The following is an 18,046-nucleotide window of genomic DNA, read 5'->3' as shown; positions in this document are numbered from 1 at the left end:
TTCCCGGGAAATCGACATTTCCCCTGGTATAAAGAGAGCACTTACGATTCTATCTTTCCGAGTAATCGTGATGTGCTCTCTTCCATTTTCCATATCTGATTATTCTGGCTCTCTTTACGTAGGTAAATTATCTACCTATAATATATTCTTCACGAAGCGACGAATACATATAATGATCCTCCCACTTACCATTTATAAAGAGAAGCTTACGAAGTAACCCCTCTCTAAGGAAAAGGTTATTCTCTAGTACCTTGATAGAACCAAAATTTCTAGGCGATACATATGCCTCAATACGATTCAGATGTACATTTTCAAAGCCAAATGATTTAACTAGCTTTACGGCCTCAGTCGCTATCCCTTTACCAATAAACCCTTGGTCCACTGAATAACCTATCAAGCCACTTGAAAATGGCATGCGTTTAAGGCTATACAAAGATACGCTCCCAATCATCCTATCCGTCTTATGCTCAAATATACCAAAACTAAACTCTCTCTTCTCCTGCATCAGCATTAAAGATTCTCTAATTTTTTCTCTCTGTACTGAGGAAGTATAGTACTCATCTTGATGTAAAGGTTCAAAGACAGACCAATAAAATTTATTGTCGTATACTAAATTAGCAAGGCTTGAGGCGTCCTTAATCGTTAAGGTCCTTAAATAACATGTAGTTCCATCTAAATAAATCAATAATTTCACCCTTCGGCATTAGTTAATTGCAAAAACTCCTGGACATCCTGAATGCAAAGGTTAATCCCCTTCATCCAAAAGGACTCTTGTGTAATATCTTCTCCCAAGTGCTTCATCGCTAAATCTTCTACAGTCATTACTGCAGTATCTTGCAGTAATGCAATATACTTTTCTTCAAAGCCAGTCCCCTCACTTTTCGCTTTCGCATAGATGCTTAAAGAGAATAAGTATCCAAAAGTATAAGGGAAATTATAGAACGGTACTCCCGTAATATAAAAATGTAGCTTAGATGCCCAAAAATGAGGGTGAGCAGTATCAAGAGCATGACCATAAGCTTCTCGTTGTGCTTCTTCCATCAGTTCATTTAACCTTGCTGCAGAGACTATCCCATTTTTACGCTCTTCATAAAATCTAGTTTCAAAAAGGAATCGAGCGTGGATATTCATGAAAAAGGCTACGCTACGTTGAATTTTATCCTCAAGCAGAGCGATTTTCTCTTCTTTCGTACGTGCTTCTTTAACTGCCGCATCAGAAACAATCATCTCTGCAAATGTAGAAGCAGTTTCAGCAACTCCCATTGCATATCTACGATTTAGCCAATGTACAGGTTTTAAAGCATATGAATGGAAAGCATGTCCTAATTCATGAGCTAAGGTTGAAACATTAGACATTGACCCGCTATATGTCATAAAAATACGTGACTCTTCTGAAACAGGCATTCCTGTACAAAAACCACCCGGTCGCTTATTAGGGCGATCTTCTGCTTCAATCCAACGATTTTCAAATGCATGTCTTGCAAAGGCTTCTAGCTTAGGACCAAACTCTTTGAAATGCTTTAATATAAATTCCGCACCCTCTTGGTAGCTCATAGTTTGAGTAGAAGAACTTATTGGTGCATCTAAATTGTACCAATGCATGCTCTCTTCTCCAAGCATATCTGATTTTCTTTTTAAATAATCAACAAATGGCTTTTTATTTTTCGCAATTGCTCCCCACATTGCATCCAATGTTTCCTGCTTCATACGATTAATTTCTAATGGTTCTTGAAGGACAGAATCCCAGCCCCTCTTTTCATAAGTTGCTAAGCGAAATCCTGCCAGGTGATTAAGAGTCTTTGCAAAGATTTCTTCCTTCTCTTCCCAAGAGCTTTCCAAAACTTCATGTGCCTCTTTCCTAACATCCTTGTTTTGATGGGAGCTTAAATTATTTGCTTGGCCAACCGATAAGAGCTCTTCTTTCCCGTCATTTGTGAGCTTAATCTTCATGTCTCCCACCAGCATATTGTACAGTTGACCCCATGCATGGTATCCATCCACTTCTAATTTTGTGATTAAGTCCTCTTCTTTTTCAGACAACGCTTTCTTTGCTTTTTCTCTCCACTCGTTCAAAACAAAATAAAAAGGAGATAGCTCCTCCGTTTGTAACAATTGCTCCCAAACTGTATCCTCAACCTTACTATAAGATTGTTGGATAGAAAGCATGATAGAAGACAATTTTGCATATAATGCACTAGTTTCTCCTTGTAAAAGAGCCGCTTGTTTATCTCTCGTATCCTGTGCAAGGAAGCAAGAGATAACAGCACTAGCTTGAGACAAATGAATGGCTATATCCTTTAGCTCTTCAATAGTATTACGCATAAGTTGGACATCCTGTATCGAGGAAGGGATTTCATAGCGAGCTGTTTCTCTTTCGAAAACTACTAAGCTTTCCTTTACTTTGTCTAGATGTGCTCTTAATTCTGGAGACTTACTTCCACCTGGAAAAAAGCAGTCAAGATCCCAGACATTTGAATAGTCTTGTTTTATCATCTAAATATTCCCCCTATTTTAAATATTTACATCATTTGTATTATATCATTGTTTTAAAGCATTCCTGTTGATTATTCGTTTTTTTGTCACATAATTCCCATAATTGAATTTGTCGTTCATATATTTCGAAGGTATACTTATTAGATAGAAGGAGGGGGGTTGTATGATTAAAATTATCCTTTTGGTAATTGGCTATATTGCTGTGATCTCAATCAATATATTAGCCAACACACTTCCTATTAATGGGCAAACCACTGGGGCTATTTCTGCTAGAATTCCTGCGCTATTCACTCCTGCTAATTATGTATTTTCTATTTGGATATTTATATACATTTTATTGGCCTTTTGGATATGGAATATCATTAAAGAATATCGCAACGGAGAAAGAGTTCCTTTAACGAGAGTAGCTTTGTTTCTAGCAACCTGCATATTTAATATTTCTTGGATTTACTTATGGCATTATGAAAAATTCAGCTATTCATTAGTCACAAATATCGCTTTACTTTGGTCCCTTTTCTTACTCTACTTAAGCTATTCAACAGAAGAAAAGAACTGGAAGAGTAGATTACCGATTTCTATCTATTTAGGGTGGATCTTTGTAGCCAATTTTGCAAACCTTGATTATGTGTTAACCTACTATGAGTTTAGTGGCTTTGGTATGACTAACTCCCTTTGGGTGGTTATTTTTCTAACCATTGCAACTGCTATTGCCCTTCATTTCCGTTATCATTTTAATGACCGCGCAATTATACTTGTATTTATTTGGGCATTTATAGGCATAGCTTTCCGCCATATGTTTAATGAGTTACTAATATCTACAGCTTCGCTATTTTTAAGTGCTGTGTTAATATTTGGTATTTTCTTTATAAAAAAAACGTCTGCGAAATAATATTTCGCAGACGTTTTTCTATACTCAACTTTGTTTCCAAGAAATCTAAGATTAATCTAATTTTGTTAGAATAATTGGTGTATCTTTTGTCACGATGATCGTGTGCTCGATTTGAGCCACTAGCGATTTATCTGGAGTAACAAACGTCCAACCATCGCCAGATTCCACGATATGCTCTGCCTTTTCGGAGATGAATGGCTCTACTGCTAAAACCATCCCCTCTTTCAGAATAGTTGGATCCCATGCATCATAATAATTTAGTACATGCTGTGGCGCTTCATGAAGCGATTTACCAATTCCGTGACCAGTTAGGTTCATAATAACCGTTAATCCATTATCTTTCGCTTCTCTAGCCACTGCTTTACCTATTTGATTTAATCTAGATCCAGCCTTTACCTTCGTCATTGCACGATTAAAAGCACTTTCAGCTACCTTACAAAGCTTTTCCTTACTTTCATACCCCTCGCCAACTACGAAAGAAATACCTGTATCAGCAAAATATCCATTATAAGAACCAGAAACATCTATGTTTACCAGGTCGCCTTCTTGGATTACCTTTGAGCCTGGAATACCATGGGCAACCTCTTCATTTACACTGATGCAAGTAAAACCAGGAAAGTCATATTCACCCACTGGGCCTGACACAGCACCTTTTTCTTCAAACATTCTTCCTGCAATTTCGTCAAGCTCTTTTGTGGTTACACCTGGCTTTGTTGCAGCCTTCATCGCTTCTCGTATTTCAGCAACTATTTGGCCAATTTTTTTTAAAGCTTGTAAATCTTCATTTGTTTGTACAATCATCTTAACAAGATCCCTTCTCCTACTAGATGCTTCTATTTATATACATCTAATATGATTATAACTGTACAAATATCATACCATATTTCACGTTATTTAGGCAGTATAAGGCGTGGAGCCTTTACGAATAGAGAAGAACATATAATAGCTGCTAATAGGAAAACAGGAATCATATAGGTTGCATTATAGCCCAGTGAATAGAGAATGACATTCCCCTCTGCAAACTCACCAAAGAATAGTATGCCAGATATTACATGAGCAAGATAACGGAGAAAAGAAGCAAGAAGTGCACCTAAGGTTACCACTAATATCATTTGTTTTTTGTCCTGTCGTTCCAGTGCCGTCAAGAAAGAGCCCCTAAATAGTCCTGCAAACCCTGCAACCATATACGCCAAGAAATAATCCATAATTACCTGTATAACAACAATCTCAAAGGATAATGGTGCGGTAGAAATTCTTCCTGTTGCCACCTGTAAAAGTCCAACTAAAAACCCAGTAACTAAGCCTGCTACAATCCCTCTACGAAAAGCAATTAGTATAATTGGAACGAGCACAAAAGAAACGTCTCCTCCTTGTGGCATTCCGAACCCAATCATATCCAACACATAACCTAACGCAGCAAAAATAGCAATCTCCACTAACAATACAACACGAGTATTCTTCATGATCTCTCCCCTTTTTAACCACAAAAAAAACGCCGTGGGACAGAGCCAGACACCGCGCGATTGTCAGATTCTATCCACATCCCTACGCAAGCATGAACTTACAGGTTCAAAGGGTACTATCTCAGCCGCTTAAAGCGACGCCCCCTGTGGTTTCGATTTTTATTATATTCGAGTTCATTTTAATGGAAGAAGTTAGATAATGCAAGCCTTGGGGTAAAATAATAGATAAGTAATATTGGAGAGGGAGTGATAGCTTGATTCAGTTACTAATGGATTTGATAAGAATTAAAAGCGACACAATCGAGGGAGCTAATGAGGCACTTATCTTCTGTAAGGATTGGCTAGAAGAGCGTGGAGTTACTTGTACCACCTATGAATTAGATTCCAAGCTAATGCTCCTGGCAGAATTAGGCACAGGAGAAGAATGTATTGTATGGAACGGGCACATTGACGTAGTGCCAGGAAATATCGAGCAGTTTACTCCTTATATACTGGGAGATCAGCTTTTTGGTAGAGGAGCTGCTGATATGAAGGCTGGAGTTGCAGCGATGATGGAAGCATTTTGTAGATTAGCTCAAAGTCAAGAACAATTGACGAAACGAGTACAGCTCCATATTGCCACAGATGAAGAAAAGGGTGGAAAGACCTCCAAGCACATAGTTGAGCAAGGGCACTTTGGAGATTTCGTTATTTGTGGGGAGCCTACTAACTTGAACATCGGCCTTCAAGCAAAGGGGATTCTTCAATGGGACTTTATCGTGAAAGGAAAATCAGCGCACGGAAGTAGACCTTGGGAAGGGATAAATGCCATTGAAAAAGCAATGGAATTAGATCAAGAGCTACGTAAATGTTCCTTTATGACGGCTAGTAATGCTTATTATGATTATCCATCTCTAAATTTGGCAAAAATAGAGGCAGGAGAAAGATACAATATGGTTCCTGATAAATGCGTTATTAGTTATTCTCTGCGCTTTGTACCTGGGCAAGATATAGAAGCAATTACCGAAGAGATAAGAGAACTAATAGCAAAGTATCCAGGAAGCGAGGTTGTATTGCAAGGCAAATCCCCTGCTATCACGAACAAAGAGGATAACAAGTATATCCAAACGCTACAATCTATTGCAAACCACTTAAGAGACAAACCAACCGTTTTATTTGGACAGCACGGTGCAGCGGACACAAGATATTATGCGGCTAAAGGAGCAGGGGCAATTGAGTACGGACCGATAGGAGGAGATTGGCACGGTGATAAGGAATGGGTATCCATCGAGTCTGTCGAAACCTATAAAGACATCCTTGTCTCTTTTGCATTACAGTGAAACCAAAACTCCTGTAAACACGTATAGTAGTTAACCTATCTAAAGGAGACCTTTATGGAAACAAACAAAATTTTAAGTTCTCTGTCTTATTTTTCTATTCTTTTTGCTCCTTTTCTATTACCTATCATCGTCTATTTCATTTCAGAGGATAGAGAGGTAAAATACCATGCGAAAAGATCTCTAATATCACATATTTTCCCTGTCATTCTAACTGTCATCCTATTTTTTTCACTTTTTTTAAATATATTCTCTATACCAGCTGATGGAACTTCATTGGGTCCGATTGTATTACCTATTATTCTTATGCTCCTCTACATGCTTGTTTATGGTATCCTTCTGATTTGGAACATTGTACAAGGTATTAAGGTTCTCCGTTAAATGTTTATGGAAAACAGGGTTGGGGAATAAAAAAATATAGACAAAATAAGGAGCGGATAGCATGAAAATAAAATCTCTCATAAAGACTGCGATGAAATGGGGACCTGTAGTGTATCCCATAATCCGAAAAGTAATGAAAGCAAAGAAACCAGTAAGGTAGGTTACATGTAACCAGTTCAAGTGGATTAGAAAAAGTCAGTAATCTCCATTACAGGGAACACATAAGAAAATTAATAGAGGGTGGACCAGGAAGTTACTCCTGACCACCCTCTATTTTCATCGGTAAACTAATACAGCTTGAAATCATGTGTAAGCTTTTAATTCAGTTAAAGAGAGATAACCGTTCATTGTACTCTTGGTCACTCCCTCCTCTGTACTCCGTTGTCTAGCCTGTATGATTTCTTCAAACGTCAGTGGATTAGGCTTTGGCAGCTCTGTTTTCACTACTGAAAGACGTTGATCATATTGGGTGAAAAAGGTGTTAGCCATTATGCGATACCCCTCCATGCTTGGATGGACATCCGATGCATTAGTCACTAACTCTTTCTCTTTTCCCTTGAATGCTTCTTCTACCGGCACATATTTCGCTCCGACTTTTTCAGCCTGACTACGTAAAATTTGGTTAAGGACAGATAACTCTTCTTTTAGCCCAACCTTTTGTTTCTCGCTAACATGTGGATAGGCATCATAATAACCCATTATATAGATATCCGCCTTAGGAGCAAGCTCTTTCAATTCATGTATTATTTTCTCAAGGTTCTTTCGGACTCCATTTAGGGCAAAGTCTGCAGGTATCTGTTGATATGCAACAGTTCCTGATTTCACTTGTACTAGCCTTAATAAATCGTTTGCTCCAGCAGATACTGTGACGAGAGTGGCATTTTTTAATAGCTTCGCGGCTTCTTCGGTTTGGATACTTTCCATTACTTGAGAGGTGGTATACCCCGGAAAGCTTAACGCTTTAGAAAAATAAGAAAGGCGACCAGCACGTTGAAGCTCTTGCGCTATTAAATCTGTATAACCGGCATCGATTGCCTGATTTGGCGTTTGTCCGGCTGCGAGCGAGTCACCTATAGCAATATATACTTCTTTTCCTTTTGCTTCTACTGGTACAGCAGTAAAAAGTAATGCAATTAAAATGACTAGATTTAGCCAGCTCTTCACCACACTCAGCTCCTTAAAATGCCCATGTTCCCTTTCGGAAAATAGGCTCCTCTGTTCCATCAGGCAGCTCTCCTATTATATCCATTTCAGCGCTTCCGACCATGAAATCCTCATGGACGATAGATGTGTTAATCCCTAGCTCTTTCAGCTCTTCTTCACTTAATCCCTTTGCCCCTTCTACACAGGTTGGGTACGCTTCTCCAATCGCAAAGTGATTAGATGCATTTTCATCAAATAGCGTATTGTAAAACAGTACATTAGAGGCAGATATAGGTGATTCATGGGGCACTAACGCAATTTCACCTAAATATTTTGCTCCATCATCTGTTTGTATTAGTTCTTTTAGCAAGTTTTCACCTTGCTTCGCCTCTACCTTCGTAATAGCCCCATTTTCAAAGGTCAGCCTAAAGCCATCAATCATGTTCCCTTGGTAAATAAAAGGCTTGGTGTTACTAACGTAGCCGTTTACGCCGGTCTTAAGAGGAGCAGTAAATACTTCCTCCGTTGGCATATTTGCGATAAAGGAAGTACCCTTTGCATTTTTACTTGCGCCTGAAATCCATAAGTGATCCTTTGGTAGTTCAACCACTATGTCTGTTCCGCTAGCTACGTAATGTAGTTTTTTATAACGTTTTTCATTTAACATAGCAGCACGTTTCTCTAGATTATGAATATGTTCCTGCCATTTTTGAACAGCTGTTCCTTCTCCGACACGAACAACTTGAAAAATTAACTCCCATAAAGCCTCCATTTGTTTCTCTGGCTCTAAATCTGGGAATACCTTTTCTGCCCACTTTGGAGAAGGCATCGCTACAATTGACCATGTAATCTCATCATTCATTACGGCCTTTCGGTAGTTAACCAAAGCTTCTCCGCCCGCTTTTTGGTATTTAGAGATTCTTTCAATTGCCACTCCCTCTAATAAGTCGGGATTATCCGCATCAATCCATAGAATAGCCCCATTGTTTCTTACCAGCTCTTCTCGTTGTACTTTGATCCATTCAGGATAAGCAGAAAACGCCTCGTCGGGTGCTAAATCGTAGAACATTCTAGTTGTAGGCTCGTCTGTGTAACTAACATCTACTCGTATCGCACCAGCCTCATATGCTTTTCTTACAATTAGTCTAGTCAGCTCAAGAGTCTCGGTTGTGGTATTAATTAGAAGTGGCTGCCCCTTTTGAATGTTTAATCCTACCCTAACAATCAATTCGGCATATTCTTCTAATTTTTCTTGAAATGTCATCTTACCTTTTCCCCTTTTTGTTCACCATTTTGGAGGAGCCCTCCACTAAATTCCCACGATACCAAACCTTTTGTACTGGCTTGCTAGGGAGTCCCTTTGTCCATTTCTTATATGTTTTTTCATCCGGATACGATAAGAGCGTTAATACTTCCCCATCGTTCCCTGCTCTTCCAGTTCGTCCGGATCGGTGTAAATATTGCTCGATTGAATGTGGCACGTCTACGTGTATAACATGTGTCAATCCGGAGATGTCCAAACCTCTAGCAGCAACATCAGTAGCAATCATGATGTTCACTTTTCCATTTTTAAAATCATCTAACGCTTTCTTTCTTTCCTCTTTTTTCATCTCTGAATGTAACGCTACAATAGGAGCATCACGATAAGATAGCTTCGCATCCTTCATTTGAAGCTGGTCTAAGCTATTCACAAACGCCAAGCCTTTCATATCTTTCATATGAGAAAGTCTTCTTAAAAATTCTGTTTTTTCTCGTTGCTCTACTTTCACGAAACTATGAACAACATCACCTTGAGCAGGAATGTCCTCTTTAGAGATACTTATTCGAACAGGATCTTTCATCATTCTTTCTGCAACTAATTCTATTTCTTCCGTAATCGTGGCCGACGTGACGACAATTTGTCTCTCAACAGTTGCTTCGATTAATGATTTCACTGTTGTTCGATGATCTCTACTTAGAAGCTGATCGCCTTCATCTAACACAATCATACGTACCTCATGCATTTTCAGCTTCTTCACTCTCATTAATTCCTGTAATCTACCCGGTGTCCCTACGACAATATGCGGCTTCTTCTTTAAGGCATCTATTTGTCTGTTTATATTTGCTCCACCAATTAACTGCGCTACCGTAACCTCAGAACCTGAAGCCCACTCTCTTAGCACTTCTATAATTTGCATCCCTAATTCCTGAGATGGGACCATAATAAGCCCCTGCGTCTGCTTCTTGGAAGGATCCACCTTTTGTAATAAAGGCAGGACATAGGCAAGCGTCTTCCCTGTCCCAGTTGGAGATTCTGCTACTATATCAGAGCCATCCAGCATAGGAGGGATTAACTCAGTTTGTATTGGCATTTCAAAAGAAAAATTAGCTTTCTTCCATTTCGCCTGTAAATGTTCATTTAATTGATCTATCACTGTCAAATTTCTCTCCACCTAAATTGTATTTATACTCAAGTGTACCACATTTCCAATCGAAATCAGATATATTAGATATTCTATGCAATATAAAAAAGTGCACTCCTTAGAATGCACTTTTTCGTTCATTTTCCACTAAATATTTTTTCGTCAGCTCATATAGATTTAATTCATATAATTGTCTTCCATCAGCTTTATATATACCGTGATTTACTAAATCCTCTATCATGAAATCTCTTTTTTCCTCTATTTTAGAATCTTTCTTTATCATCATTTGTCTCTCTCCTTACATTCTCATGCAAGAAATATTTACCCGTTACCTTCTTTGTATAAACTTCTATCCCGTAGTTTTTTAAAGAGTCGAGTAAAAGCAGGATACTTATACTTCAATATCCGGTAAATGATAAAGCCCACTAGCGCACCTAATGAATTTAACCAGAGATCGTCTACGTCACTACTTCTATGCTGCGGCAACTGCATTATTTCTATAGCCAAAGAAATGCTTAGACCAATGAAAACTGTAAATAGACCATTTTCTAGTTTTGTAAATAGGAGAGGTAACAGAAAACCTAAAGGAACAAATAGAATGATGTTCCCTAAAAAATTTATATAGAAGGGCTCCCAGAATCCAAGATAAATAATAGCATTATACGTTTCCCTAAAAACACGAAAAAACTCGAGATTTACATGCTCAATGGAAGGCTCTGTCAAACCGTTCTTAGGCAGGATCGTTTGAGAGAACAACCCAATCATCACTAAAACGAGAATAAAAATGCCCATTTCATGTAGCCATTCCCGCCATTCAAAGCCCCTCTTTTTCCATCTAAGTAGTCTCCAGATTAAAACTAAAGGAAGTGCAATTAATATAAAAAATAGCATATCATCTAAATAATTTATAATCACTTGCATGTTTTTTTCACTCCCACCTATATAACGATTTTAGTAGAAGGGTGGTTCGCTATCAATCATAACATTGAAAATTAGAATTTTCTGCTGATTTTCTTTCTTTTCTACGGTAAAGTTATTAGAAAGAGAATGACGGAGGCGAACAAATGAAAGCTTTGTTTTTTGATTTAGATGATACGTTGCTATGGGATAAGAAAAGTGTGGAGACCGCCTTTCTAAAAACATGCAACTATGCTGCCAGCAAGACAGGAATGGAGGCTAGTTGTTTAGAAAAAGCTGTAAGAGAAGAAGCAGAACGATTATATGATACATATGAAACTCGTCCATTCACTAAAATGATTGGCATTAATCCCTTTGAAGGTCTGTGGGGAACCTTTGATGACCCAGGGGAAGACTTTCAAAAAATGAAGGCTCTTATCAAAGACTATCAAGTGGATACTTGGACTGGAGGATTAAGAAAATTAGGTATAGAAGACGAGAAACTAGGAATGGAGCTTGCCGCATATTTTCCGGTTATGCGAAAAGAAAGTCCCTTTGTATATGAAGACACCTTTGAAATTTTAGCATACTTAAAAGGAAAGTATACGTTACTTCTTATGACAAACGGCTCTCCAAGCCTTCAAAACAAGAAGCTTTCTATCACGCCAGAAATCGCGCCTTACTTTGACCACATCGTAATCTCAGGCGCTTTCGGCAAAGGCAAACCAGACCCCTCCATCTTTATGCATGCGTTAGAGCTAGCCTCTGTTTCTAAGGAGGAAGCGCTAATGATCGGAGACAACTTAATGACTGATATTCTCGGAGCCTCAAAAGCTGGTATTAAATCAGTATGGATTAATCGGGAAAATAAAAAGCCTTCCACCGATGTCATTCCTACATATACCATTACAAGCTTAAGAGAATTACTACAAATCTTAGAGGAACCAAACCAATAAAACACAAGCTCCTATATGATCCTGAGACTTCTGGTAAATAGAAAATTTTATATACAATGACTGGGTGACACAATGAAAATCCACGTCATAAAAAAAGCGAGCAAGTGAACAATGATCATTCACCTACTCGCGATAAAACTCTTAGAGAGATTTTACAAGCTTTCTTCTCTCTAAGAGGTTCTTTTATTTACAAGTTAATAGCTGTGGCATCATAAATATCTTCTAAGCCCTTTAACCGGCCGATACCACTTTCCTCTACCGCTTTGTCAATAGAGAGCATCATAATGGCATCTCCGCCAATCTCTGAGCGGCCTACTTGCATTGTCGCAATATTGACTCCTTCTTTTGCGAGTAATGTCCCAACACGACCGATTGCACCCGGCTGATCCTTATGTCGAATGAATAGCAAATGCCCTTCAGGTACTACATCCACGATAAAATCATCTACCCTCAAGATTCGAGGACCTAAACCATTGAGTAACGTCCCTGAAACTGTTCTTGTTTCCTCGGCCGTTTTCACTTCGACAGTAACGAGACTTGTAAAGCCCTTGGATTTTGATGTTTTCTGCTCATTTACTACAATACCAATACGTTCTGCATGATATTGAGCATTTACATCGTTAACAGACTCACCCAGCTTGCTTTTTAGTAGGCCCTTTACTGTATTTCTGGTTAAAGGCTTCACCTCTACGTTAGCTAAGTCTCCTGAATAAGTAACATTTAATTCCTCGGGCACTCCTGTAGTAAGATCGCTCAAGAAAGACCCAAGCTTTTCAACCAGATGAAAGAAGGGTTCTATTTTTGCCATTACATCCTTCGATACTGATGGTAAGTTTACCGGATTCTTCACTACCCCTCCTTGTAAAAAGCTAACGACATCATAAGAAACATCCACTGCTACGATTTCCTGTGCCTCTACCGTACTAGCTCCTAAGTGCGGAGTAGCAATCACCTGTGGCAAAGTTAGCAGGCGATGATCTACAAAAGGCTCTTCTTCAAATACATCAAGCGCTGCACCAGCAACCTTTCCTGATACAATAGCATCATAAAGTGCGTCCTCATCAATTATGCCGCCACGAGCACAGTTGATAATTTGAACACCTTCCTTCATTTTCTCAAAAGCCTCTTTATTAATTAAATGACGCGTTTCCTTTAGTAACGGTGTATGAACAGTGATAAAATCTGCTGCCTTTATAACCTCGTCGATTGTCCCGAATTCTACACCAAGCTTTTCAGCCTTCTCAGGAGTTAAAAATGGATCATAAGCAATAACATTCATCCGTTGACCCTTTGCTCTTGCAGCTACCTCCGCACCAATTCTGCCTAATCCTACGACACCCAAAGTTTTGTTTTTCACTTCCACTCCTATGTAGCTTTTCCGATCCCATTTTTGATTTTTTAAGGCATGGAATGCTTGAGGTATTTTTCGAGCAAGTGCCATAAGCATCGCAATTGTATGTTCCGCTGCTGAATTTGTATTACCGTCAGGAGCATTAACTACGATAATTCCACGCTCGGTAGCAGCAGAGAGGTCGATATTATCCACTCCTACTCCAGCTCTGCCGATTATCTTTAGATTAGTCCCTCTCTCGATTATTTCTCTTGTAACTTGTGTCTGACTGCGCACGAGTAATGCATCATATTCACCAATTTTTTCAGCTAATTCTTCTCTGCTTAAAGAGGTATCTGTTACAATCGAGAACCCTTCTGCCTCTCTTAAAGGAAAGATACCCTCTTCACTAAGTGGATCGCTAATTAGAATTTTGAACATAGTTAGTTCGCTCCTTCCCCTAAATAGACTTGTTGAGCTGCGGCTATACCTTTACCAAGCTCTATGTTTTTCCCTATCTTTTTCAATACTACCTCCATTGCACTTATCAGTTGCAGCTGATCTGCTGGAGAACAATAGCCCATATGCCCAATTCGAAGAATTTTACCGGTAAGGTGCTGTTGCCCGCCGGCAACCGTAATCGCAAACTCTTTCTTTAATACTTTTCGAAATTCCTCTGGATCGAAATCAGCCGGCTGGACTGCTGTCACAGTAGGAGATGCTGAGACGTCTTCTGTTAGAAGCGGTATGCCGTGCGCCTTACATGCTGCTCGAGTCATGTTTTTCATTAGCTCATGCCTTGCATATACGTTCTCCAGCCCCTCTCGCTCTAATAGCTCCAATACTTTTTCTAATCCAAACAATTGAGAAATGGCAGGTGTAAATGGTGTCGTATCCTTTTCTAGGTTATCTCGGTATTTCCTTAAATCTAGATAAAAGCGTGGCTGCTCATTCTCCTCTACTACTTTCCACGCTCTTTCACTTACCGCAATAAAGGTCAAGCCTGCCGGTAGCATAAAAGCCTTTTGTGAGCCCGTTACCACTACATCAATTCCCCATTCATCCATCTTGGTTTCCACACCAGCTACACAGGAAACTCCATCTACCACTAGTAAGGCATTAGACACTTCTTTTATCGCCTTTGCAAGCTCTGAGATGGGGTTTAATACACCCGTAGAAGTCTCACAGTAAGTAGAGAATACTACCTTTATCTCTGGATGATTCTGTACGTAGGCTTTGACCTCTTCAGGATTTAATGCTTTCCCCCACTCCACCTTTATCACATGTGTTTCGATACGAAAGGATTCACATATTTTTGTGAATCGTTCTCCAAATGCTCCCGTCTCTACAACTAGTACTTCGTCTCCTGGTTTTACGACATTGACTACTGCAGTCTCTAAACCGGCAGTCCCACTCCCAGCTATCATCATCACTTCTTGATTTGTACCAAATATTTTTTGGAGTCTCGGAGCAATTCGCTTTAGTAAATCTGACGTCTCTTTCCCACGATGCCCAATCATTGCTTGATTCATCGCTTGTTGTACACTTGGCGGGATTGGAGTCGGGCCTGGAATACGTAAAATTGTTTGATCTTGTAACATTTTTATTTCCTCCTTTTTTTAAAAACAAAAAAAGCCCTTCGATTCCTTACATCATGTAAGGGACGAAGAGCTTGTATAAACTCACGTGGTACCACCCAATTTTCGCTAAAACGCAGCATCTCTAAGACATAACGTGTCTTCACGGACCAACCTACTTAGGAGCTCGTTCTCCCTTTCAACCAGTCAATTCCGGAGGGCTACCTTTTCAAACAGAATCACTGATTTTCACCTACCATCAGCTCTCTAGGGATTTCTAATTTGCAAGGCCTATCTCCATCAAAATTGTTTGATTATTTGAATTAAACCTATCATACGCAAGGTATTTTAAATTGTCAATATAGTCTGATAACTTGTAAGCGCTATCATTTTTTTTAAACCTCTTAAACCCTTGAAATACCTGTATTTTCAAAAGAAATTTTTTTATTAAAGTTCGTCTATCTTTCGATTTTCATCCAAAAACACTATTTAAACAGATAATCAAAGGAATAAAAACGAACAATAATTCCATAACACAACTATTTATTCGTGTCATTTAAATGGAATATAAAGAATATTCATTATTTTATTGACGTTTTATCTGTTAATTTGTACACTGTATAAAAACATTTGTTTATTCTGTATACACAAAAATATAAATTTATCATAAGGATTTGATGATATGAAAGTATGTAAATTCGGAGGTACCTCTGTGGCTAGTGCAGCCCAAATACAGAAGGTTGCAGCTATTCTCCTTGCCGATCCAACTAGAAGAATAGCCGTTGTATCTGCTCCAGGTAAAAGGCATGAAAATGACGTAAAGGTAACTGATTTACTTATTCAGTTAGGTTTAAGTGCTATTAAGGGAGAAGATATAGAAGCAGCTCTTAAGCTCGTATTAGATCGATATAGAGAAATTGCTTTAGAGCTAAAGATTGAGGCTCCTATCATGCAAATTATTGAAGAAGATTTAAGGAAGAGAGTTACTGAATACCAAACCCATAACTTTTTAGATATCATCAAGGCTAGTGGGGAGGATAACAACGCAAAACTAGTAGCTGCATATTTATCTAGCCGTGGAATTCCTGCTCGATATATGAACCCAAAGGATGCGGGTCTAGTTGTAAACGACTTTCCAGAAAGAACATTTGCATTACCAGTGTCTTATCAAAATTTAAAGGAGTCGCTTCAACATAATGACTATGTCTCAGTTTTTCCAGGATTTTTTGGTTTCACACAGACAGGCGAACTCCGAACCTTTGACCGTGGTGGCTCAGATATAACAGGCTCTATTCTAGCAGCTGCAGTTCAAGCAGACCTTTACGAAAATTTTACAGATGTTAACTCTGTATTTTGTGCTAACCCGAAGGTCATCCATAATCCAGAAGAAATCCAAGAGATTACGTATAGGGAAATGAGGGAGCTGTCTTATGCAGGCTTCTCCGTCTTCCATGACGAAGCATTGATGCCAGTGTATAAACTTGGTATTCCCGTATGTATTAAAAATACAAACAATCCTGGAGCACCAGGTACCAAAATTGTTAATGTGCGAAAGGAAAACAGACGTCCAATTACAGGTATTTCCGCAGATAGTGGTTTTTCCATTCTATATGTGAGCAAGTACTTGATGAATAGGGAAATTGGATTTGGAAGAAAGCTATTACAGATTTTAGAAGAAGAATATATTTCCTATGAGCACACTCCATCCGGACTCGATGATATTTCTGTTATCTTTAGAAGCCATCAGCTCAATCCGGAAAAGGAGAAGAGAATTATATCCAGAGTGAAGGAAGAGCTACAAGCGGAGGATGTCCATTTCCGACATGACTTTTCCATGATTGTGTTGGTTGGGGAAGGTATGAACAACAGTACTGGTCTTGCCGCAAGAGCAGCAACTGCCATTGCTAGAACAGGGGCTAACATTGAAATGATCAACCAAGGGTCTTCGGAAGTCAGTTTGTCCTTCGGTGTTCATCAGAGCAGTGAAGAAAAGATTCTTCGAGAGTTATATAAAGAATTTTTTACTCCTGTTCCAGTCTAAAATAATTTGGTGAATTTTGGGGATAACATTCATGATTATCCCTCCTTTTTTATATACTGTTATATCTTTTAAAAAAGGAGAGTTTCATGTCCATCTCTGAAATAAAAAAGAAAGCTAGGCAATCCCTCACCACCAACTGGGGAAAATCGGTGTTTTTAGTAATCATCTTTTTTGCAATTCAGATGTTATTAGTTAATGGAGTAACGATAGCCATTTATGGAGGATTCGAAGAATGGCAGGATCCGTATAATACTTCTGTTGGTGCAGAATTGTATGGATTAATTATGAGCATCCTGTTAACTCCACTGTCCATTGCTTTTAGCTGGTTCTTTCTTGATATAACTAGAGATAAAGCTGGAAGCATCCGTACTATTTTTTCCATTTATACACAGCCAGCAAAATGCGTTAAACTCTTTCTTACCGCTCTATTAGAAGGTATTTATATATTTTTATGGTCCCTTCTTCTTATTATACCAGGAATCATTAAAACATTATCCTACTCACAAACTTACTATATCCTAAAAGACCATCCAGAACTTTCACCAAATGAAGCAATTACGGCTAGTAAAAATAGGATGCAAGGAAAAAAGGGAAAATACTTTTTACTTAACTTAAGCTTTATAGGCTGGATGTTCCTGAGCATTCTTACCCTAGGTATAGGATTCCTTTGGTTAGTACCTTATATGGCGACTAGCTTAGCAACATTCTACGAGGAAGAAATAGCGGAAAACTTGGAATAACTCATTACAAGGAAACACTTACGATTTTGAAACAATCGTAAGTGTTTTTACCATTTTCATTATGTCCAATCCCAGGCATTTTAGCAAAAATGGGCTTCATTGTAGCAAAAAAACCAAGCATTGTAGCACTTTTGCTGATCCAGTACCCCTTCGAATTTGATTGTCGCAAAAATGAGATGCATTGTAGCAAAAATGGGCTCCATTGTAGCAAAAATCTCGAGCATTGTAGCACTTTTGCTAATCCAGTACTCCTTTGAATTTGATTGTCGCAAAAATGAGGTGCATTGTAGCAAAAATGGTCTTCATTGTAGCAAAAATCCCAGGCATTGTAGTACTTTTAGTTTCATGTAAATCACAATCGTTTCCAATTACAAGAAAATCTGAATTAGTACAGATGAATTCTCCTCACCTCTGAACA

The 18,046-nt window shown here is 38.7% G+C and carries 17 protein-coding genes, 1 riboswitch and 1 other annotated feature; of the genes, 6 read left to right on the top strand and 11 right to left on the bottom strand.

Annotation, left to right across the window (positions count from 1 at the left end):
- Positions 1-127: 127 nt before the first annotated feature.
- Together AC1ECF_RS08730 and AC1ECF_RS08725 are read right to left on the bottom strand one after the other, a co-directional pair.
- Complete coding sequence (locus AC1ECF_RS08730; protein WP_480389022.1) at positions 128-685, bottom strand: GNAT family N-acetyltransferase; 558 nt, start codon at positions 683-685, stop codon at positions 128-130.
- A gap of 5 nt (positions 686-690) precedes the next feature.
- A complete protein-coding gene (locus tag AC1ECF_RS08725; protein WP_480389021.1) occupies positions 691-2,493 on the bottom strand; it encodes a M3 family oligoendopeptidase in 1,803 nt (600 codons plus the stop codon).
- Between the two features lie 163 nt (positions 2,494-2,656).
- On the opposite strand from AC1ECF_RS08725, the gene AC1ECF_RS08720 reads away from it, so the two are divergent.
- On the top strand, positions 2,657-3,382 hold the full coding sequence (locus AC1ECF_RS08720; protein WP_480389020.1) for a tryptophan-rich sensory protein: 726 nt from the start codon (positions 2,657-2,659) through the stop codon (positions 3,380-3,382).
- Positions 3,383-3,433: 51 nt separating this feature from the next.
- On the opposite strand, the gene map is transcribed toward AC1ECF_RS08720, so the two are convergent.
- On the bottom strand, positions 3,434-4,183 hold the full coding sequence (gene map / locus AC1ECF_RS08715) for a type I methionyl aminopeptidase (protein ID WP_480389019.1): 750 nt from the start codon (positions 4,181-4,183) through the stop codon (positions 3,434-3,436).
- An 89-nt stretch (positions 4,184-4,272) separates the two neighbouring features.
- A complete protein-coding gene (thiT, locus tag AC1ECF_RS08710; protein WP_480389018.1) occupies positions 4,273-4,845 on the bottom strand; it encodes an energy-coupled thiamine transporter ThiT in 573 nt (190 codons plus the stop codon).
- 62 nt (positions 4,846-4,907) lie between these two features.
- Positions 4,908-5,000, bottom strand: a riboswitch (TPP riboswitch).
- A 99-nt stretch (positions 5,001-5,099) separates the two neighbouring features.
- Between thiT and AC1ECF_RS08705 the strand changes: the two genes are divergently transcribed.
- Together AC1ECF_RS08705 and AC1ECF_RS08700 are read left to right on the top strand one after the other, a co-directional pair.
- Positions 5,100-6,164: a M20 family metallopeptidase gene (locus AC1ECF_RS08705; RefSeq protein WP_480389017.1), complete on the top strand. Its 1,065-nt coding sequence runs from the start codon at positions 5,100-5,102 to the stop codon at positions 6,162-6,164.
- A 54-nt stretch (positions 6,165-6,218) separates the two neighbouring features.
- On the top strand, positions 6,219-6,542 hold the full coding sequence (locus AC1ECF_RS08700; RefSeq protein ID WP_480389016.1) for a magnetosome magnetite crystal formation protein family: 324 nt from the start codon (positions 6,219-6,221) through the stop codon (positions 6,540-6,542).
- 303 nt (positions 6,543-6,845) lie between these two features.
- On the opposite strand, the gene AC1ECF_RS08695 is transcribed toward AC1ECF_RS08700, so the two are convergent.
- The 5 genes from AC1ECF_RS08695 to AC1ECF_RS08675 form a co-directional block, all read right to left on the bottom strand.
- Positions 6,846-7,706 carry an SGNH/GDSL hydrolase family protein gene (locus AC1ECF_RS08695; RefSeq protein WP_480389015.1) on the bottom strand — a complete coding sequence of 287 codons (861 nt, stop codon included), beginning with the start codon at positions 7,704-7,706 and terminating at the stop codon, positions 6,846-6,848.
- 13 nt (positions 7,707-7,719) lie between these two features.
- Positions 7,720-8,949, bottom strand: a complete 1,230-nt coding sequence (locus AC1ECF_RS08690; protein WP_480389014.1) for an aminopeptidase — start codon at positions 8,947-8,949, stop codon at positions 7,720-7,722.
- Position 8,950: 1 nt separating this feature from the next.
- Complete coding sequence (locus tag AC1ECF_RS08685) at positions 8,951-10,105, bottom strand: DEAD/DEAH box helicase (protein ID WP_480389013.1); 1,155 nt, start codon at positions 10,103-10,105, stop codon at positions 8,951-8,953.
- 100 nt (positions 10,106-10,205) lie between these two features.
- Positions 10,206-10,373, bottom strand: a complete 168-nt coding sequence (locus tag AC1ECF_RS08680; protein WP_480389012.1) for a Fur-regulated basic protein FbpA — start codon at positions 10,371-10,373, stop codon at positions 10,206-10,208.
- A gap of 35 nt (positions 10,374-10,408) precedes the next feature.
- Positions 10,409-11,008, bottom strand: coding sequence for a VanZ family protein (locus AC1ECF_RS08675; RefSeq protein WP_480389011.1), 600 nt, complete (start codon positions 11,006-11,008; stop codon positions 10,409-10,411).
- Positions 11,009-11,151: 143 nt separating this feature from the next.
- Between AC1ECF_RS08675 and AC1ECF_RS08670 the strand changes: the two genes are divergently transcribed.
- Entirely contained in the window at positions 11,152-11,940 is a 789-nt protein-coding gene (locus tag AC1ECF_RS08670) for an HAD family hydrolase (protein ID WP_480389010.1), read from the top strand.
- Between the two features lie 187 nt (positions 11,941-12,127).
- On the opposite strand, the gene serA is transcribed toward AC1ECF_RS08670, so the two are convergent.
- Positions 12,128-13,711, bottom strand: a complete 1,584-nt coding sequence (serA, locus tag AC1ECF_RS08665; RefSeq protein ID WP_480389009.1) for a phosphoglycerate dehydrogenase — start codon at positions 13,709-13,711, stop codon at positions 12,128-12,130.
- 2 nt (positions 13,712-13,713) lie between these two features.
- Entirely contained in the window at positions 13,714-14,871 is a 1,158-nt protein-coding gene (locus AC1ECF_RS08660; RefSeq protein WP_480389008.1) for a pyridoxal-phosphate-dependent aminotransferase family protein, read from the bottom strand.
- Between the two features lie 55 nt (positions 14,872-14,926).
- Positions 14,927-15,160: a binding site (T-box leader), on the bottom strand.
- A 369-nt stretch (positions 15,161-15,529) separates the two neighbouring features.
- Here AC1ECF_RS08660 and AC1ECF_RS08655 point away from each other — a divergent pair.
- A complete protein-coding gene (locus AC1ECF_RS08655; protein ID WP_480389007.1) occupies positions 15,530-16,888 on the top strand; it encodes an aspartate kinase in 1,359 nt (452 codons plus the stop codon).
- A gap of 86 nt (positions 16,889-16,974) precedes the next feature.
- On the top strand, positions 16,975-17,628 hold the full coding sequence (locus tag AC1ECF_RS08650; RefSeq protein WP_480389006.1) for a DUF975 family protein: 654 nt from the start codon (positions 16,975-16,977) through the stop codon (positions 17,626-17,628).
- The last annotated feature ends 418 nt before the right edge of the window (positions 17,629-18,046 follow it).

This window comes from Psychrobacillus sp. Z3-81 (genome assembly GCF_056620325.1).
This window is presented reverse-complemented; position numbering and strand designations above follow the sequence as displayed.